Here is a 16,817-nt window from a genome sequence, read left to right as displayed (position 1 = left end):
TTTTAGAATCTTAGATATACGTTAGTAAAGAAAGTAATTCCTTTGTCATACCAAAGTTTTGGTCCGAAATAAGGAGTTGCTCTTTGAGCATCTTCTAAAGCATCAGTAAAGTTTACATTTCTTCCTTGTTCAAACCCTCCTGTTACATAGTTTCTGTTGTTCAGAATATTGTTTACCGAAACACTGATACCCATTCTGTATTTTCCGAAAACGAAAGATTTTCCTGCATTAGCATTCAACATAAACTGGTCGTCGAATTTCTTTTGTTTTGTAATCAGTTCAATCAATTCTGGAGTAACTCCCGGGTAAGGATCGTTTGTTCCTGGATCCGTGTACATATAAGGAGTTTTATTTAATGCTGATAAATCTAAATACTGATCCATCAAATAATTAGCAGAAGCACCAATCCACCAATATTTAGGAGAATTGTATTTTAGTCCAAAAGAGAATGCTTTTTGTGGTGTCCCTGCTACTTTATAGTTTTTAATGTTGGCTTTACCCCAAGTATCTTGTGAAGTTCTAAATCCGTTAATATCATCAAAAGTAGATACCTCAGGATTATTGGTATATTTATATTCTCCTACACTCGCAACTCCGGTTGCATTGATGGTAGGCGTAATTTTCACATCGAAACCAAGCTCTGCACCAACATATCTTTTATTAACACCGCTCATTGCTTCGTTTACCAAAGTACTCAGTGAAGCTGTAGAACCTGGAACATCTACATCGGCATAATATCTTGAAATTTCTGTAGCATTATTAATAGTCGTATAATATCCTGATAATCTTAATTTTAGAATCTGTCCTCTCATGATATAGCTCAAATCGTTTGAATTAATCATTTGATTTTTAACTCCCGGCGTTACATTATCAGCCATTCTTGGGTTGATGAAAATTTCGTTTAGAGTTGGTGCTAAACTGAAAAATGCTCCATTATATACAATAAAGTTTTTACCATTGATTTTATAAGTAATCTTACCTTTAATACCTGCATCTAAAGCATCATAAACAGCACTTTTTCCTTTAGAATTATCTTTAAATCTTACCAAACCACTTCTGTAGTGTCCATCTCTATATGCTTCAGAATATGAAGAGAAAATAGAGGCTACAAAGTTCCATTTGTTGAAATCAACTTCAGAGGAAACATTTAAAGCATATTGATTTCTAGTCAGCTCATATGAATATTGAGTTCTGTCTCCTACTCTTACTTCATAATTTGCATCATCCGCATTGTATTTTGCATCATTATTGAAAGCATTCAAATTGTATGCATAATTAGCACCTAATAAATCTTTGATTCTTCTAAAATTATCAGATTTTAAATTCTGATAATTGAAATTAATGTTCAATTTCCAGTTGTCTTTCAATCTTGTATCAAAGTGAGAAGCAAAGTTGAAAGTTTTATCTTTATTTACATCTTCTACTACAGTATAAACAGCTCCTCGTTTAGTAGCATCCATATTCTGAAGATTAAGACGGTTTGCATTGTATAAGCTATTCCAATCTATTTGAGACTGTGCTCTAAACTCATCTGCAGTATAACCACCATAGCTTGGCAAGTTTCTGTAGTAAGTAGGATTAGGATCTTCTGCATGGAACCAGTCTAATCTGCTTCTTGCATCACTTCCGATCTGATAGGAAACAGTATTCGTTAAATTGGAGTTTTTTCCGATTTTTAAATAATCAGTCAACATAAACATAGGTTCAAAAACCTTTCTGATTCTTGAATTTCTTTTTTCTCCATCTTGCCATCCCCAATATGAGTTGTAATTTTTACCCATAATATCGTAAACCTCCTGAGTGTTTGGAGAATTGGAAGCTCTATAAGTAGGAGAACCAAAACCTGTAAAGTTAATCGAGTGTCTATCGCTGAATTGCTTCTCAATAGATCCGAAATAAGCATAAGCATCCTGGTAAACACCATCTATAATGGCTCTGTCTCCCCATCTTCTGCTTCCTGAAAACGTAAACGCCCATCCTTTTTTAGACAAACCTGTAGAATACGTTGCCATTGCTCTGTGCAGATAACTTCTGTTTGTAAATGAATACGCTAATGAAGTCTGCTTTCTATAGCTGGAAGCTCTTGTGTTATAATAAACAACACCTCCCAAATTACCAAAAGTATATTCTGAAGGTGTAATATTATCTACATTTTCAAAAGGATATCTTGTAACATCATTCAAACCGCCCCAATTGCTGAAGTCAATTCTTCCGTCGTCATTTTTAGACATTGAAACCCCGTTGAAAACCACATCCTCAAATCTATTATCTACCCCTCTTGGTCTGAACCAGTATGCTCCTAATTCAAAAGCCGAAACATTTTGGAATGCATCTCTTCCTGAACTTAAAAGTCCTACTGTAGGCTGCATTGCAGAACCTCCATCTTCAGTATCATTTGCAGAATCATCAATCACAACAACACCTGCATCCGATCCTACACTGTTACCAAGCGTAATTACACCCAGGTTTTTTCTTTTCTCATCAGCAGTTACATCGAACTCTAAAATTTTAGATTCAAAGTTGGGTTTTGTAACTGTAATAAGATAATGACCCGGTTTTAGATCTACAAACTGGAAGTAGCCAATTTTATCTGCAGTGACATCATTTACAGATTGTGCAAGATCTACTTCTGCTCTCTCCACAGGTTTACCTTCCTGATCCTTAACATATGCAAAAACAGTGGTTTGCGCAAAGTAATAAGATGCAGGCATTAACGTAAACAAAGAGATTAGGGATAGTTTTTTAATCATATATAAACTTTTTTAACTCCTTCTTTAATTAAGGGGCAACAAATTTAGAACTATTTTCATCAACTCAAACATTTTTAATAATTTATTCTATTAATTTTTCTTAACCTACGATTATTATCCTAAAAATATCACCTTTTCATAATTAAATACAAAAAAACAGGTATTAATTTTTTTTAATCTTTATTCTTACATAAAATTAGTAATTTTACCCTCTCATTTTTTTGAAAATACTAAGAATATGAAAAAATATTTAATCGTTACTGCCGTTTTTTGTTTCGGATTTACGTTTTCTCAGCAAAAACAGGTAAAAAGAGCCGCTGTTGGATTTTTAAATGTTGAAAACCTTTGGGACACGATTCCTTCTGCTGATTATATCAACGGAACGCTGGCTATTTCAAACCCTGCATTCCATAGAAGTGTTCCATTAGATTCTTTAAAATCATTAGAAACTACCGAAGACTATAAAGGAGAATGGAGTGATGATCTTTTGATTGGCAAAAAGGTAATTCGCAAGCAAATTTTAGCAGATGATTTTACAGCCAACAGTCCTAAAAGATGGGGAACAAAGTTTTACAATCAAAAATTGGCTAACGAAGCAAAAGTAATTTCTGAATTAGGAAGACAATATACAAACGACAATCCTGCTATCTGTGGACTTATTGAAGTAGAGAACAGACAGGTAATTGAAGATTTAATAAAACAACCTGCTTTAGCGAAAAGTAATTATGGGATTGTACATTACAATTCTTATGATTCCAGAGGGATTGATGTCGCTATTATTTATCAAAAAGGAAGATTTTCAGTACTTAATTCTTACAAAAAAGAAATTAAAATTTTTGATGAAGACGGGAAAAGAGAATACACCAGAGACATTGTGGTTGCTATAGGATTATTAGACGGTGAAAAAGTAGGTATTTTCATGAATCACTGGCCATCAAGAAGGGGCGGTGAAGCAATTTCCCAAGCTAAAAGAAATGCTGCCGCTAGTGTTTTAAAAAGTGAAATGGATAAAGTAACTTCTGAAAACCCGGGAATAAAATTATTCTCAATGGGAGATTATAACGATGATCCTGTAAGCCCGAGTTTAAAAAAATACCTCAATGCAGTAGGAGATCCAAGCGAACTTTCAGACAAATATCCATATTATAATTTAATGTATAAATTATATAAAGCCGGAGTAGCTTCTCTCGCTTACAGAGATGCTCCTAACTTATTTGACCAGATTATTGTTTCTAAGAATTTATATTCCACAGAAAAAATAACACCAACTTATTCTATATATAAAGCGGAAATTTACGCTCCTTCTTATTTAGTCAATAAAGAAGGACAATGGAAAGGCTACCCGTTGCGTTCTTGGGACGGCGATAGGTTTACCGGTGGATACAGTGATCACTTCCCAGCTGTATCAATCGTTCAGAAAGAATATATTAAGAAATAAAAAGAGGCTGTCTCAAAAGTGAGACAGCCTCTTTTTTTATTGTAAATTGAAAATTATTTATTAAATAATTCCTCTACTTTATCCCAATTTACCACAGAGAAAAACGCTGCTACATAGTCAGGTCTTCTGTTTTGGTAGTTTAGGTAATAAGCATGTTCCCAAACGTCAAGACCTAAAACAGGAGTTCCTTTTACATCTGCAACAGGCATTAATGGATTATCTTGGTTTGGAGTAGAAGATACAGAAACAGAACCGTCTGCATTTTTCACCAACCAAGCCCACCCTGAACCAAATCTTGTTTTAGCAGCATCAGAAAAATCAGTTTTGAATTTTTCAAGACCTCCGTAAGCTTCGATAGCAGCTTTTACATTTCCTACAGGCTCGTTGCTTCCTCCAGGAGTTAAGATTTCCCAAAATAAAGAGTGGTTAAAGTGACCTCCTCCATTGTTTCTTACTGCTGGCTTATCAGTACCTGTCTGGCAGATTTCTTCTATAGTTTTTCCTTCTAAATCAGTTCCTTTGATTGCATTATTTAAGTTGTCAATATATGCTTGGTGATGTTTAGTGTGGTGGATCTCCATCGTTCTTGCATCAATAGTTGGCTCTAACGCATCGTAAGCATATCCTAGTTGTGGTAATTCAAATGACATAATTTTATTTTTAATGTTATAACCCAAAGTTAGCTATAAATTAGCCCATATTCAAAAAATGAAGATTACTTTAATAAATCTTTAACATTGATATATTGATTTAGAATGAATTAATTTTTGACAAAATAGTATGGCGAGAAAAACATCTTTAAATTTGCAATTATGGACACCAAAATACTTTATATTTTCACAATACTTTTGATAGGTGGTTGCGGAATTTTTCAAGCGCAGTCTAAACCTTCAGATAGTATAATCTTACCTCCCCTGCATTATACCAACACTTTTTATCAATTGAAAGATGACATAGAAGATTTCCGATCAATTTCAATAGAGATAGAAATAAAAAACCAGATTCCTAAAAATTATTATTTCTACATTGCACCTTTGAATCTTGAATTTAACGGCATCCCCATTTACTCCGGATTACAGTCAAAAGGAGACGGGATTGATTCTAAAACCTCTCAGCAGGAAAACTACATTCCATTTAATGGAATCTTTTCGAGATGGAATGAAAGAAATAAAAATGCTTTAAAAACAAATGGATATTATATAAGTTCCGACACTGAAGGAGATTTCATTAGCGTAAGAAATCCTGTCGCCTGGAATAAAGGAAATTACAGAATAACCATTAAGAAGGATGGTTACATTCCTGGTCAATCTGTTTCCAATATTGATCCCGATAAAACGTATTTCGGTTGGGGAAAACATGAGCATACATGGCTAACAATGACCGTCGAAGATTTAAAGTCTCATAAAATAACAACGATAGGCTCTCTTGCATTTCCGGGAAAGAAAATTAGTCTGAATAAAAATATCGTATCATTTTTAGAACAGTACAGATATTTAATTGATTTTGCTAAAAAACCAAGATTTGGAGGGGATTCGGATTACATTTATTACAAAGATATTCCTTACATTAAAATTATTCAGAAAAACATTTTAATCAACGGAAAACCCGTCTATTTTGAAAAAGTAAAAACACTTCATAACAATACGGTGCATTCTGAACAGGAAGATGTAAAGAAAACATTCCCAATACTTTCAAGGGATAATTTTAACACAAGAAGTAACGAGCTTATTTTAGAAACCGGAATTCTGAATTCTAATAAAAAATAAAAAGCACGAACATTTCTATTCGTGCTTTTTTCTATTAACAATATTAAATTTATTTATTCATAGACATCAGGAACTCTTCATTATTCAAAGTTCCTCGGATGTTTTTATTAACAAATTCCATAGCTTCCACAGGATTCATTTCCGAAAGATATTTTCTGAAAATCCACATTCTCTGGGATGTTACTTCATCCAAAAGAAGATCATCTCTACGAGTACTGGATGCTACTAAATCGATTGCAGGATAAATTCTTCTGTTGGCAATTTTTCTATCCAATTGAAGTTCCATGTTACCGGTTCCTTTGAACTCTTCAAAGATTACTTCATCCATTTTAGAACCTGTATCAATAAGTGCCGTTGCAATAATCGTTAAAGAACCACCTCCTTCGATCTTTCTTGCTGCACCAAAGAATCTTTTCGGCTTGTGAAGAGCATTTGCATCAACACCACCGGAAAGAACTTTACCCGAAGCAGGAGTCACAGTATTATAAGCTCTTGCCAATCTGGTGATTGAGTCTAATAAAATAACAACATCGTGACCACATTCTACCATTCTTTGTGCTTTTGCAAGAACAAGATTAGCAACTTTCACGTGTTTATCTGCAGCTTCGTCAAATGTAGAGGCAATAACTTCTGCATTTACACTTCTTTCCATATCGGTAACCTCTTCCGGACGTTCATCGATCAATAAGACCATCATATACACTTCCGGGTGATTGGCCGCGATAGAATTTGCAATATCTTTCAGCAACATCGTTTTACCCGTTTTTGGCTGGGCAACAATCATTGCTCTTTGTCCTTTTCCGATAGGCGCAAATAAATCAACAATTCTTGTAGAAATCGTTGAATGATTTCCTGCCAAATTGAATTTTTCTTCAGGGAAAAGCGGCGTTAAATATTCAAAAGCAACACGATCTTTAATAAAAGCTAAATCGCGTCCATTAACTTCAGTAGGTCTTAATAAAGAAAAATATTTCTCTCCTTCTTTTGGTAATCTTACAATACCTTTTACAGTATCTCCGGTTTTTAATCCAAAGTTTCTGATTTGTGCAGTAGAAACATACACATCATCCGGAGAAGAGATATAACTAAAATCTGAAGAACGTAAAAATCCGTAGTTATCCGGCAATATTTCCAAAACACCTTCAATGCTTACCATTCCGTCAAAGCTGAATTCTTTCTTCGACTCATGATGCTCTTCATTTCTTTCAGAATGTTGCTGTTGCTGCTTGTTCTGATTTTGATGCTGATGTTGGTTATGTTGTTGGTTTTTATGTTGGTTTCCGCTGTTTTGCGGATGATTCTGACCTTTTTGAGGTCTAGCCTGATGTTGAGGAATATTAGGCTTTTCTTCTGTTGAAACAGATTCTTGAGGTTCTGTATTTTTAGGAGCTTCTGGTTTTTCCTGAGTATTTTCAGGGGTATTTGTATTTGCAGAAGGAAGTCTTTTTCTTTTTTTCTTGGCTGCAGAAGTGTTAGAAGTATCTTCAATATTGGTTTCTGCTTTTATCTCCTCTGGCTGTACCGGCTGTTCTGAAGCAGTTTTAGTTTCTTCTACCTTTTCTTCAGTCTGTGGTGTTGATTCCGCTTTAGGTTTTGGTGCGGCCTTTTTAGGAGCTGCTTTCTTCGCAGGTGCTTTAACAACTTTCTCTGCGGGGGTTTCTTCAGTATTCATACTGCTTTCTGTGGCGTTGAAATAATCTTTAGCAACTTTAGGGTTAGAAGCTTGAAAGTCAAGAATCGCAAAGATTTTATCATTCTCATTGCTGTTTCTTGCAACTTTAACGCCCAAATCTTTTAGGATTTTAGTCAAGTCCGTTACGGATTTTGACCTTAACGTTTCTATGTTAAACATATTTAATGTAAAAATGTAATTAATTGTGAGTAAGAAAAGTAAGTCCGGTGACTGTTGTTTTCAAGTACATTCGTATAATGCAAATCTACACTTATTTTTGAATTGTGCAAAATTTATGTTATTTTTGCCTAGAATTTAATATTCAATGCTACAAAGAATACAGACTATATGGAGTTTTTTAGCAGTTTTAGCTGCTGTGTTTCTGTTCGTTACAGGACAAGATGTTATCATTTTTGGTAGTTTTCCTGTACTGAATATTGCCTGTGTTGTGCTTGTTTTGATTGGATTGCTGAGTGTATTCAGCTTTAAAAACAGAAAAAGACAAATTTTGCTGAATACGATCAGCATTATTATAAACGCTTTGTTGATTGGTATATTGATGTACTGGTTACTAAAATTATCCGGAGGAATTCAGTTTCCTGAGAAGGGTATTGAGCCAATTTTTTCATTGATTGCGATTATCTGTTTGTTTATTGCAAACATGTATATCAAAAAAGATGAGAGGCTCGTAAAATCTGTAGACAGACTTCGATAACCTTACAACGATTTTTTGAGTGGAACAGCTTCTATTTAGGAGCTGTTTTTTTTATTCTTAATCTCAACAAAACTTCAGAAGTTGATAATCTATGATTTTCTAACGCAAAGATTAATTATAAAATATTTTTTCAAGGAGCAAAGATGAATCAACAAATTGATTTGAAGAAGCTAATATTTCAGCTTCGCGTAGCAAATTTATTTGCTTTTGCTATCTAAAATCAATAGTTTAAAAAAACCTTTGCGTTTAAATTAATTCTTTAATAAAACGATTTCACAAATAATTACGCCTTTTTTACTTCAAAAATTATAATAGAAACATTTGTAAAACCTGCGTGATCTGAGGAAAATAAAATTTAAATGCAACATTTTCACAAAACCTGCGACAGATTATCTATAAATCTATATAATGAAAAAACTAACTTATCTTACTTTTTCACTTTTCTCTATATTTTCTTTTGCTCAGGAAGTTTCTAAAGAAAGAATCAATACTGTTTTAGCAACATTGGCATCAGATGAAATGAAAGGCCGTGAAATCGGAACTCAGGAAAATGAGAATGCAGCCAATTATATTGCCCAACTTTTCAAAGAAAACAATCTGGAATACTGTACCGGAAATTCTTATTTGGTTCCATTTAATTACAAAGGAAAAACTGTATATAATGTTTGTGGTGTAAAAAAAGGAAAAACGGATAAATACCTTGGGTTTTCCGGGCACTTTGACCATATCGGAACCAGCAAAAAAAGCAGTGATAACATTTATAACGGAGCCGATGACGACGCAAGCGGAATTACCACATTGGTAGGAATTTCAGATTACTTCAAAAATGAAAAACCTGAATTCTCTATGGTTTTTATGGCGTTTAACGGAGAAGAAAAAGGAATGCTTGGTTCCAGAGCCATCTCTGAAGACAAAGCATTAGATAAGATTTACAACAACATGACTGCACTTTTCAACTTTGAAATGGTGGCAACAGAATCTCAGTTTGGAAAAAACGCTTTGTTCATGACAGGTGACGATTTTTCTGACCTTGATGAACTTTTCAATAAAAATGCGGTGAATGGCTTAAAGATCAATCCAGATCCTTATGCTTCAGAGCAATTATTCTACAGATCAGACAATGTAAATTTTGTAAAGAAGAAAATTATTGCCCATTCTTTTTCAACAGCCGATATGACGAAAGCTACTCATTATCATGATGAAAGTGACGATCTACATATAGTGGATTTTGATAATATGACACAAATTATCAACAACTTCGGCAAGACTTTAAAGAAAATCAATCCGAAAAATTTTAATCCAAAATATAACGACAAAGTAAAATTGAATTAGAAACGTCTTATCTTTTAATTTTACGTAATTTTGCTATCCAATTTTTTCAGTGAATGAACAAGTATAAAAAAATTTTAAAATTCGCAAGACCGCATCAGAAATACATTTATGGAAGTTTGTTTTTCAATCTTATGTATTCTGTGTTTCAAATTGCTTCTTTGGGAACAATTTTGCCGGTTTTGGGAATGCTTTTCGGAACTATTGAGGCTAAAAAATACAGCCACCCTCCTATTTACTCAGGAGAAATTTTAGACTTTTTCTCTTATGCAAAAGAGTATGCCAACTATTATGTTCAGAGTTTGGTTACAGACTATGGAGCGCTTAAAGTATTGGCTTGGCTGTGTATCATCACTGCTTTTATGTTTTTACTGAGAAACCTTTTCAGATATTTGGGATCATTTTTATTGATTAATTATCGTGTAGGAGTTACCAAAGACCTTCGTGGAGCAATGTACAGAAAGATCCTTTCTTTACCGGTTTCTTTTTTTACAGAAAGCAGAAAGGGAGATTTGATGTCCCGTATGTCAAATGACGTAGGTGAAGTAGAAGGAAATATTTTGGGAAGTTTGGTTGAATTGATCAATGCTCCTTTTATGTTGATCAGTACATTGGTAACGCTGTTCTTCCTGAGCACAGAAATGACTCTTTTTTCACTGTTGGTATTGCCTGTAATGGGAACTATGATTGCATTGATAGGAAAAAGCCTAAAGAAAGATTCTCATGAGGCTCAAAACGAAATGGGAACCATTTTTTCTATTGTAGATGAAACATTGAAGTCTACAAAAGTGATTAAGATTTTCAGCGCAGAAAAAATAATGGATAACCGATTCATGCAGTCTATGCAAAGATGGATCAACAGTTCAATAAGATTAGGAAGAAAAAAAGAACTAGCATCGCCAATGAGCGAATTTCTAGGTTCGGTTACGTTCTTAATTATCGCTTGGTATGGTGGAAAACAAATCATTGTAGAACAAAGTATTTCTCCTGCAGATTTCCTTGTTTTCCTAGGAATTTTCTTCCAGATCCTGCCGCCAGTTAAAAGTTTATCTCAGTCTATTTCCAATGTTCAGAAAGGAGAAGCTTCTCTTGAAAGAGTATTAGAAATCCTTGATGCGGATGTAAAAATTGACGAGGTAGCAGATCCTGTTTCAATTTCTACATTAAACAGTGCCATTGAGTTTAATAATATTGGTTTTTACTACGATAAAGACCATACAATTCTTAAAAATTTCTCACTAAGCATTCCAAAAGGAAAGACAGTTGCACTTGTCGGACAAAGTGGTAGTGGAAAAACAACCATTGCGAACCTTTTAGCCAGATTTTATGATGTTTCTGAAGGAGAAATCTTAATCGACGGAACCAATATCAAACATTTAAAATTAAAAGAATACCGTAAGTTATTAGGAATGGTAACACAGGAATCCGTTTTGTTCAATGATTCTGTTTATAACAATATCTTGATGGGGAAACCCGATGCAACAAGAGAAGAAGTGATTGCAGCCGCAAAAATCGCTAATGCAGACTCGTTCATCACTAATCTTCCTGATGGATATGATTCCAATATCGGAGATGATGGAGGGAAACTTTCTGGAGGTCAAAAACAAAGGGTTTCTATTGCAAGAGCGGTATTGAAAAACCCGCCGATTATGATTTTGGATGAGGCAACTTCTGCATTGGATACAGAGTCTGAAAGATTTGTTCAGGATGCCTTAGAAAAAATGATGGAAAACAGAACCTCTTTGGTAATTGCTCACCGTCTTTCAACGATTCAGAAAGCAGACTGGATTGTTGTTATGGAAAAAGGCGACATTATGGAACAGGGAACTCACCACGACCTTATTGCCAAAAGAGGAGTTTATCACAAACTGGTTGAGCTTCAAAACTTTGATTAAAATGCAAAGACTTGAAGCCCGAAGAGGGAAGCTGGGAGTTTGTTAATATCATATTAATCTTCCTGCTTCAAGCATCCATCTTCCAACCAAGTAAAACAAGATTTAAAATGAATCCTATACAAGAGTACTTCTACAGAATCGATGAGCCTGAAAGAAGTACTCTTCTTTTTTTGCGCAAAAAAATTCTGGAGTCTGATCCTGAACATATCACTGAAACATTAAGTTTCGGATTGCCTTTTTTCAAATTCAAAAAGAAAATGCTGTGCTATTTTTACTTTAGCAAAAAGCATCAAAAACATTATATAAGTTTCTACCACGGAGACAGACTAGATCATCCATTGCTTTTACAGGAAGGCAGAAAGAAGTTTAAAATCCTTTTAATTGACATGGAAGAGGATTTACCTGTCGATTTTATTTTAAAGCTGATTAACGAGGTTAAATGCTATATAAAATAAAAGACCGCTCCTTTCGAAACAGTCTTTTAAAAATATTTTGAGATTAATCTTAATCTTTCAATTTTGCGATGACATCCAAACCTCCTTTGGTAATATCACCAATCTTACAGATGATTTCAGTATCCAAAGGCAAGAAAACATCCATTCTTGAACCGAACTTGATAAATCCGAACTCGTGTCCCGCTTTTGCAGCATCGCCTTCATTACAATAGAAAACAATTCGTCTAGCAACATATCCGGCAATCTGTCTGAAAACCACTTTATGGTTGGTTAAAGTTTCTACAGCAACTGTTGTTCTTTCATTCTCAGTAGAAGATTTCTCGTGCCAAGCCACCAAATATTTTCCAGGATGGTATTTTTTGTAAATCACATTTCCTGATACCGGATATCTACAAATATGAACGTTTAAAGGCGACATAAAGATAGAAACCTGAATGGCTTTACCTTTAATAAATTCATCCTCATCCACTTCTTTGATCATCACAACCTTTCCGTCAACCGGTGCTATCACATTTTCTCTGTGATCTAAAATGTTACGATCCGGAACTCGGAAAAACCAAAATACCAAACTATATATTACCAACAAAGGTAGAATAATGAGTAACGACCAAATTTTAAGGAAGTAAATAGCTAATACGCCTAAGATGACGAACAATATGGTAGCTACTGTAATTGTTCCTTTCGACTCTTTGTGTAATTTCATGAGATTTTAAATAAATTTTGCTAAAATAAAGTACAAATATACGACAGGAACGCAGATTAAAAAACTATCCAGTCGATCTAATACTCCACCATGTCCCGGAATGATGTTTCCACTGTCTTTTACTCCGAAATTTCTTTTCAGCTGACTTTCCACCAAATCTCCCAAAGGAGCAAATGCAGCCACCAAAAAACCAACAACCATCCAGTTTCCTCTAAGGTCTGAATGATGATGTTCTATAAAATAAGACAGCACCAACGTTAACACGACCCCACCAAAATATCCTTCCCAGGTTTTTTTAGGAGAGATTTTAGGAGCCATTTTATGTTTTCCGAAAAATTTACCCGTTAAGTAGGCAAAAGTATCACTGCTCCATATTAAAATAAACAGGAATAATACTTCTAAGGAAAACGTATCGTCGTAAGAGGTAAATTTCGGAAGTCCCAACGCAAAGGAGAACGGAAGAGCAACATAAATCACCGTAAAAATCAGTTTTCCGCTGTCATAGTATAATTCGCTGGAATATTTAAACAACGTAACCACTGCTATTAGAATTAAGACAATTGCCAATATTTCGCTCAGTCTGAAATCAAAAAAGAAACCGTAATTAAAGTATCGTTTAGAAAACAGATAAAATATAAAAGCAATAAGCGGCAGCACCACCCATTTTTCATATCCATCACCAAACTGTACAATTTTCACACATTCCCAAGTGCCTACAAGCATTAAAAATGTAATCAGTCCGTAATAAAGATATTGTTGTTTAACCAAATCCGGAGAAATAGAATTAATTAGTTGTGCACCTAACGGAGTAACACATAAAACAATAATTGCAACATATACAATTCCGGAAAGGGTTCGTTGAATAAGGTTTTTGTCCAAAATTTAAAATTTAGAAAGTTGATGCTTAATCTTCAAGCAGCAATAAAAACAACTTCGTATTTGAATTAGAAACAGTATCTAATTTTGACTGGTTTCCACTGATTGAAGTAAGATTTTTGATATTTCCATTCCTCTTTATTTTTCCCATCGCATCATTAAGATTATTCACAATCTGTGAAACGTTGGCGATGATAATAATTTTGCTTGGCAGCCTCGAAGAATGGTAGTGAAGAATATTATTATGAGACAGCATTATTCTGCCATCATAAGCAATAAGATATTCGCAGGTAATAAAAGCAGAATCGTTGCTATGTTCCAACTCTGAGGTATAAGGAACTCTCACAACATTTAAAAAGTTCTGGAGTTCTTTGTCCCAACAGAACACGTTATTAACTCCTTCTATTTTAACAATTTGATTTAAAGTCTGTAACGCTTCTCCTTCATCTGCACAGTAATTAAAGAACCCTCCCGAATGCGTAAACAATTGGGCAAACTTATAATCAAGATCCGCATTTTTCAACGAATCCCCAAGCTTCTCCAGGCTCTGTGTATCCTCTTCTTCAGGCTGGTTGGTAAGTTTGCTTACAATCTTCTTGAATAAATTCAACTTAATCTATTTTTAGTCAACTTTATACAAAAATAGAAAATAAATCAGAATAGATTCCAAAAATATAGGTATAAATATGAAAAAACCTGACAATTTTAGAATTGTCAGGTTGTAGAATTATTTATTTCTAAAGATTTTATAGTTGAGAAGAACTTTCAGGAGCCTGAATTTCGCTTTCCTCTTCTTTGTCTTTAATTGTTATTTCTTCCGCATTGTCCTTCCCGTCAGGAATGGTATTCGTTACAGGTTTTTCCGTTAATTCCGGATCCCAAGCTCTTTTTCCGAATACTTCTTCCAAATCTTCACGGAAGATGACTTCTTTTTCTAATAGTTTGTTTGCCAAAGCATCCAATTTATCCTTGTTCTCAGTCAAAATTCTAATCGCTCTGTCGTATTGATCTTCAATGATTGCTTTGATTTCAATATCGATTTTTTTAGCGGTTTCTTCAGAATAAGGCTTCCCGAAAGAATATTCCGACTGACCTGAACTGTCATAGTAAGAAATATTACCAATATTTGGGCTCAAACCGTAGATCGTAACCATTGCCTGAGCTCTTTTCGTTACACTTTCCAAATCAGAGAGCGCACCGGTAGAAATATTGTCAAAAATCACCTGTTCTGCAGCTCTACCTCCTAATGTTGCACACATTTCGTCCAACATTTGTTCAGTCGTTGTCAACTGTCTTTCTTCCGGCAAATACCAAGCTGCTCCTAAAGAACGTCCTCTCGGAACAATTGTTACTTTCAATAGTGGAGAAGCATGCTCTACCAACCAAGAAATTGTAGCGTGCCCCGCTTCATGATAAGCCACTCTTCTCTTTTCAGAAGGTTTGATGGCTTTATTTTTCTTTTCAAGACCACCAATGATTCTGTCTACTGCATCAAGGAAATCCTGTTTCGTTACCGAAGTATGATTGTTTCTTGCTGCGATTAACGCTGCTTCATTACAAACATTTGCAATATCAGCACCACTGAATCCGGGAGTTTGTTTTGCCAAAAACTCTCTGTCGACATTATCATCAAGTTTGATTTTCTTTAAGTGAACATCAAAAATTTGTCTTCTTTCATGCAATTCCGGAAGGTCCACATAGATTGAACGGTCAAAACGTCCGGCTCTCATCAAAGCTTTATCCAGGATATCCGCTCTGTTGGTTGCTGCCATTACAATTACGTTCGTATCTGTTCCGAAACCATCCATTTCAGTTAACAACTGGTTCAATGTATTTTCTCTTTCGTCGTTTCCGCCAGAGAAATTGTTTTTTCCTCTTGCACGTCCGATTGCATCAATCTCATCAATAAAGATAATGGCAGGAGATTTAGCTTTAGCCTGAGCAAAAAGGTCTCTTACTCTTGAAGCTCCTACTCCAACGAACATTTCTACGAAATCTGAACCTGAAAGTGAGAAGAAAGGAACTTTAGCTTCACCCGCCACCGCTTTCGCCAATAACGTTTTACCTGTTCCCGGAGGTCCTACCAAAAGAACACCTTTAGGAATCTTACCTCCAAGTTTTGTATACTTTTCTGAGTTTTTCAAGAAATCTACCACTTCCTGAACCTCTTCTTTAGCTCCTTCCAAACCAGCAACATCTTTGAATGTTACCTGAATTCTTTCTTTTTCGTCAAAAAGCTTAGCTTTAGATTTCCCGATAGAGAAAATTTGTCCGCCAGGTCCGCCTCCGCTTCCCATTTTTCTGAAAAGAAAGAAATAAAATATTCCTAAAATAGTAATCCAGATTAATGCCTGAATAAGAATCTCCATCATAGGATTTTTTCCGGTGCCATAATCTTTTGTAGTTGCTATAGCCGGACTCGTCGCTTTTACTTTATCAAACTTTTGAAGAAAAAGCTGAAGATCTCCATATTTAACAGTAAAATCTGCTTTTGGAGACACTGAAAATGCAGCAAGAGGATCGTTTTGTTTTGCCTTATCCACTGATGCCGATTTTGCAGCTTTAGTAAGGAATACATCCGCTTTCTCAGTATCTTTATAAATTATAATGTTCTGAACTTTTCCCGCCTGCATTTCTCTGAAGAAGCCATCTTCATCAATAGATTTTGCACCGTCGCCTCCTAGGAAATTGGAGCCAACAAATAACAAAAGAGCAATGATTATTATTGGAAAAAACCAGTTAAATCCCTTATTGTTCATTTATACTTTTTAAAATTTAAAATTCATTCTCAACTTTTGTGATTTTGGCATCTCCCCAAAGTTCCTCGATATCGTAATATTCACGAACTTCTTTTTGGAAAATATGAACGACTACCGTTACATAGTCTACCAAAACCCACATAGAATTTTCTGTCCCTTCTACATGCCAAGGTCTGTCTTTAAGATCGTTTCTTACTTTTTTCTCAACACTTCCTGCTAACGCAGATACTTGTGTGTTTGAATTTCCGCTACAAATTATAAAAGTTTCTGCTACAGAGTTTTCAATGTTTGAAAGATCGAAAATCATAATGTCTTCACCTTTTACATCTTGAATAGCCTCTACAATTTTATCTATTAGCGCCTGTTTTTCTGCTGTTTTATTCATTAAAAAATACTATAATCTGCAAATTTATTGTTTTTCTTTTACTTTAGCCTTACTTTTAACCCCTTAATGTCTTA

The 16,817-nt window shown here is 34.7% G+C and carries 14 protein-coding genes; 6 read left to right on the top strand and 8 right to left on the bottom strand.

Going from position 1 to position 16,817, the window contains the following annotated elements:
* Positions 1 to 2: 2 nt before the first annotated feature.
* The gene (locus LV842_RS06225) at positions 3 to 2,750 is read right to left on the bottom strand and encodes a TonB-dependent receptor (protein WP_233110589.1); all 2,748 of its coding nucleotides are present in this window, start codon (positions 2,748 to 2,750) and stop codon (positions 3 to 5) included.
* Between the two features lie 238 nt (positions 2,751 to 2,988).
* Here LV842_RS06225 and LV842_RS06220 point away from each other — a divergent pair, with 238 nt between their 5' ends.
* Positions 2,989 to 4,188, top strand: a complete 1,200-nt coding sequence (locus LV842_RS06220; protein WP_233110588.1) for an endonuclease/exonuclease/phosphatase family protein — start codon at positions 2,989 to 2,991, stop codon at positions 4,186 to 4,188.
* A gap of 53 nt (positions 4,189 to 4,241) precedes the next feature.
* On the opposite strand, the gene LV842_RS06215 is transcribed toward LV842_RS06220, so the two are convergent.
* Complete coding sequence (locus LV842_RS06215) at positions 4,242 to 4,838, bottom strand: superoxide dismutase (RefSeq protein WP_233110587.1); 597 nt, start codon at positions 4,836 to 4,838, stop codon at positions 4,242 to 4,244.
* 162 nt (positions 4,839 to 5,000) lie between these two features.
* On the opposite strand from LV842_RS06215, the gene LV842_RS06210 reads away from it, so the two are divergent.
* Complete coding sequence (locus LV842_RS06210) at positions 5,001 to 5,954, top strand: hypothetical protein (RefSeq protein WP_233110586.1); 954 nt, start codon at positions 5,001 to 5,003, stop codon at positions 5,952 to 5,954.
* A 49-nt stretch (positions 5,955 to 6,003) separates the two neighbouring features.
* Here LV842_RS06210 and rho read toward each other — a convergent pair whose 3' ends face one another.
* Positions 6,004 to 7,806, bottom strand: a complete 1,803-nt coding sequence (gene rho, locus LV842_RS06205; protein ID WP_233110585.1) for a transcription termination factor Rho — start codon at positions 7,804 to 7,806, stop codon at positions 6,004 to 6,006.
* Between the two features lie 145 nt (positions 7,807 to 7,951).
* Between rho and LV842_RS06200 the strand changes: the two genes are divergently transcribed.
* The 4 genes from LV842_RS06200 to LV842_RS06185 all read left to right on the top strand — a co-directional run bounded on the left by LV842_RS06200 (position 7,952) and on the right by LV842_RS06185 (position 12,020).
* A complete protein-coding gene (locus LV842_RS06200) occupies positions 7,952 to 8,341 on the top strand; it encodes a DUF4293 family protein (protein WP_233110584.1) in 390 nt (129 codons plus the stop codon).
* 408 nt (positions 8,342 to 8,749) lie between these two features.
* A complete protein-coding gene (locus tag LV842_RS06195; RefSeq protein ID WP_233110583.1) occupies positions 8,750 to 9,673 on the top strand; it encodes a M28 family peptidase in 924 nt (307 codons plus the stop codon).
* A gap of 53 nt (positions 9,674 to 9,726) precedes the next feature.
* Positions 9,727 to 11,565 carry an ABC transporter ATP-binding protein gene (locus tag LV842_RS06190; RefSeq protein WP_233110582.1) on the top strand — a complete coding sequence of 613 codons (1,839 nt, stop codon included), beginning with the start codon at positions 9,727 to 9,729 and terminating at the stop codon, positions 11,563 to 11,565.
* Positions 11,566 to 11,576: 11 nt separating this feature from the next.
* Positions 11,577 to 12,020 (top strand): DUF1801 domain-containing protein, encoded by a 444-nt coding sequence (locus tag LV842_RS06185; protein ID WP_233110581.1) that lies wholly within the window; start codon positions 11,577 to 11,579, stop codon positions 12,018 to 12,020.
* A gap of 49 nt (positions 12,021 to 12,069) precedes the next feature.
* Here LV842_RS06185 and LV842_RS06180 read toward each other — a convergent pair whose 3' ends face one another.
* The 5 genes from LV842_RS06180 to rsfS form a co-directional block, all read right to left on the bottom strand.
* Entirely contained in the window at positions 12,070 to 12,723 is a 654-nt protein-coding gene (locus LV842_RS06180; protein WP_100377336.1) for a phosphatidylserine decarboxylase family protein, read from the bottom strand.
* 6 nt (positions 12,724 to 12,729) lie between these two features.
* On the bottom strand, positions 12,730 to 13,602 hold the full coding sequence (locus LV842_RS06175) for a phosphatidate cytidylyltransferase (RefSeq protein ID WP_233110580.1): 873 nt from the start codon (positions 13,600 to 13,602) through the stop codon (positions 12,730 to 12,732).
* A gap of 25 nt (positions 13,603 to 13,627) precedes the next feature.
* Entirely contained in the window at positions 13,628 to 14,209 is a 582-nt protein-coding gene (locus tag LV842_RS06170; protein ID WP_233110579.1) for an LUD domain-containing protein, read from the bottom strand.
* 136 nt (positions 14,210 to 14,345) lie between these two features.
* A complete protein-coding gene (ftsH, locus tag LV842_RS06165) occupies positions 14,346 to 16,358 on the bottom strand; it encodes an ATP-dependent zinc metalloprotease FtsH (RefSeq protein WP_233110578.1) in 2,013 nt (670 codons plus the stop codon).
* Between the two features lie 16 nt (positions 16,359 to 16,374).
* Complete coding sequence (gene rsfS, locus LV842_RS06160) at positions 16,375 to 16,743, bottom strand: ribosome silencing factor (RefSeq protein WP_233110577.1); 369 nt, start codon at positions 16,741 to 16,743, stop codon at positions 16,375 to 16,377.
* Between the last annotated feature and the right edge of the window lie 74 nt (positions 16,744 to 16,817).

This window comes from Chryseobacterium gwangjuense (assembly GCF_021311115.1).
Taxonomy (GTDB): Bacteria; Bacteroidota; Bacteroidia; order Flavobacteriales; family Weeksellaceae; genus Chryseobacterium; species Chryseobacterium gwangjuense.
The sequence above is the reverse complement of the archived record's forward strand: the minus strand, read 5'-3'. Positions and strand labels throughout refer to the sequence as shown.

Coding starts and splice junctions, on each gene's coding strand:
- LV842_RS06190 (WP_233110582.1), top strand. CDS start 9,727: ATGAACAAGTATAAAAAAATTTTAAAATTCGCAAGACCGCATCAGAAA.
- rho (WP_233110585.1), bottom strand. CDS start 7,806: ATGTTTAACATAGAAACGTTAAGGTCAAAATCCGTAACGGACTTGACT.
- rsfS (WP_233110577.1), bottom strand. CDS start 16,743: ATGAATAAAACAGCAGAAAAACAGGCGCTAATAGATAAAATTGTAGAG.
- LV842_RS06225 (WP_233110589.1), bottom strand. CDS start 2,750: ATGATTAAAAAACTATCCCTAATCTCTTTGTTTACGTTAATGCCTGCA.
- ftsH (WP_233110578.1), bottom strand. CDS start 16,358: ATGAACAATAAGGGATTTAACTGGTTTTTTCCAATAATAATCATTGCT.
- LV842_RS06200 (WP_233110584.1), top strand. CDS start 7,952: ATGCTACAAAGAATACAGACTATATGGAGTTTTTTAGCAGTTTTAGCT.
- LV842_RS06215 (WP_233110587.1), bottom strand. CDS start 4,838: ATGTCATTTGAATTACCACAACTAGGATATGCTTACGATGCGTTAGAG.
- LV842_RS06195 (WP_233110583.1), top strand. CDS start 8,750: ATGAAAAAACTAACTTATCTTACTTTTTCACTTTTCTCTATATTTTCT.
- LV842_RS06210 (WP_233110586.1), top strand. CDS start 5,001: ATGGACACCAAAATACTTTATATTTTCACAATACTTTTGATAGGTGGT.
- LV842_RS06220 (WP_233110588.1), top strand. CDS start 2,989: ATGAAAAAATATTTAATCGTTACTGCCGTTTTTTGTTTCGGATTTACG.
- LV842_RS06180 (WP_100377336.1), bottom strand. CDS start 12,723: ATGAAATTACACAAAGAGTCGAAAGGAACAATTACAGTAGCTACCATA.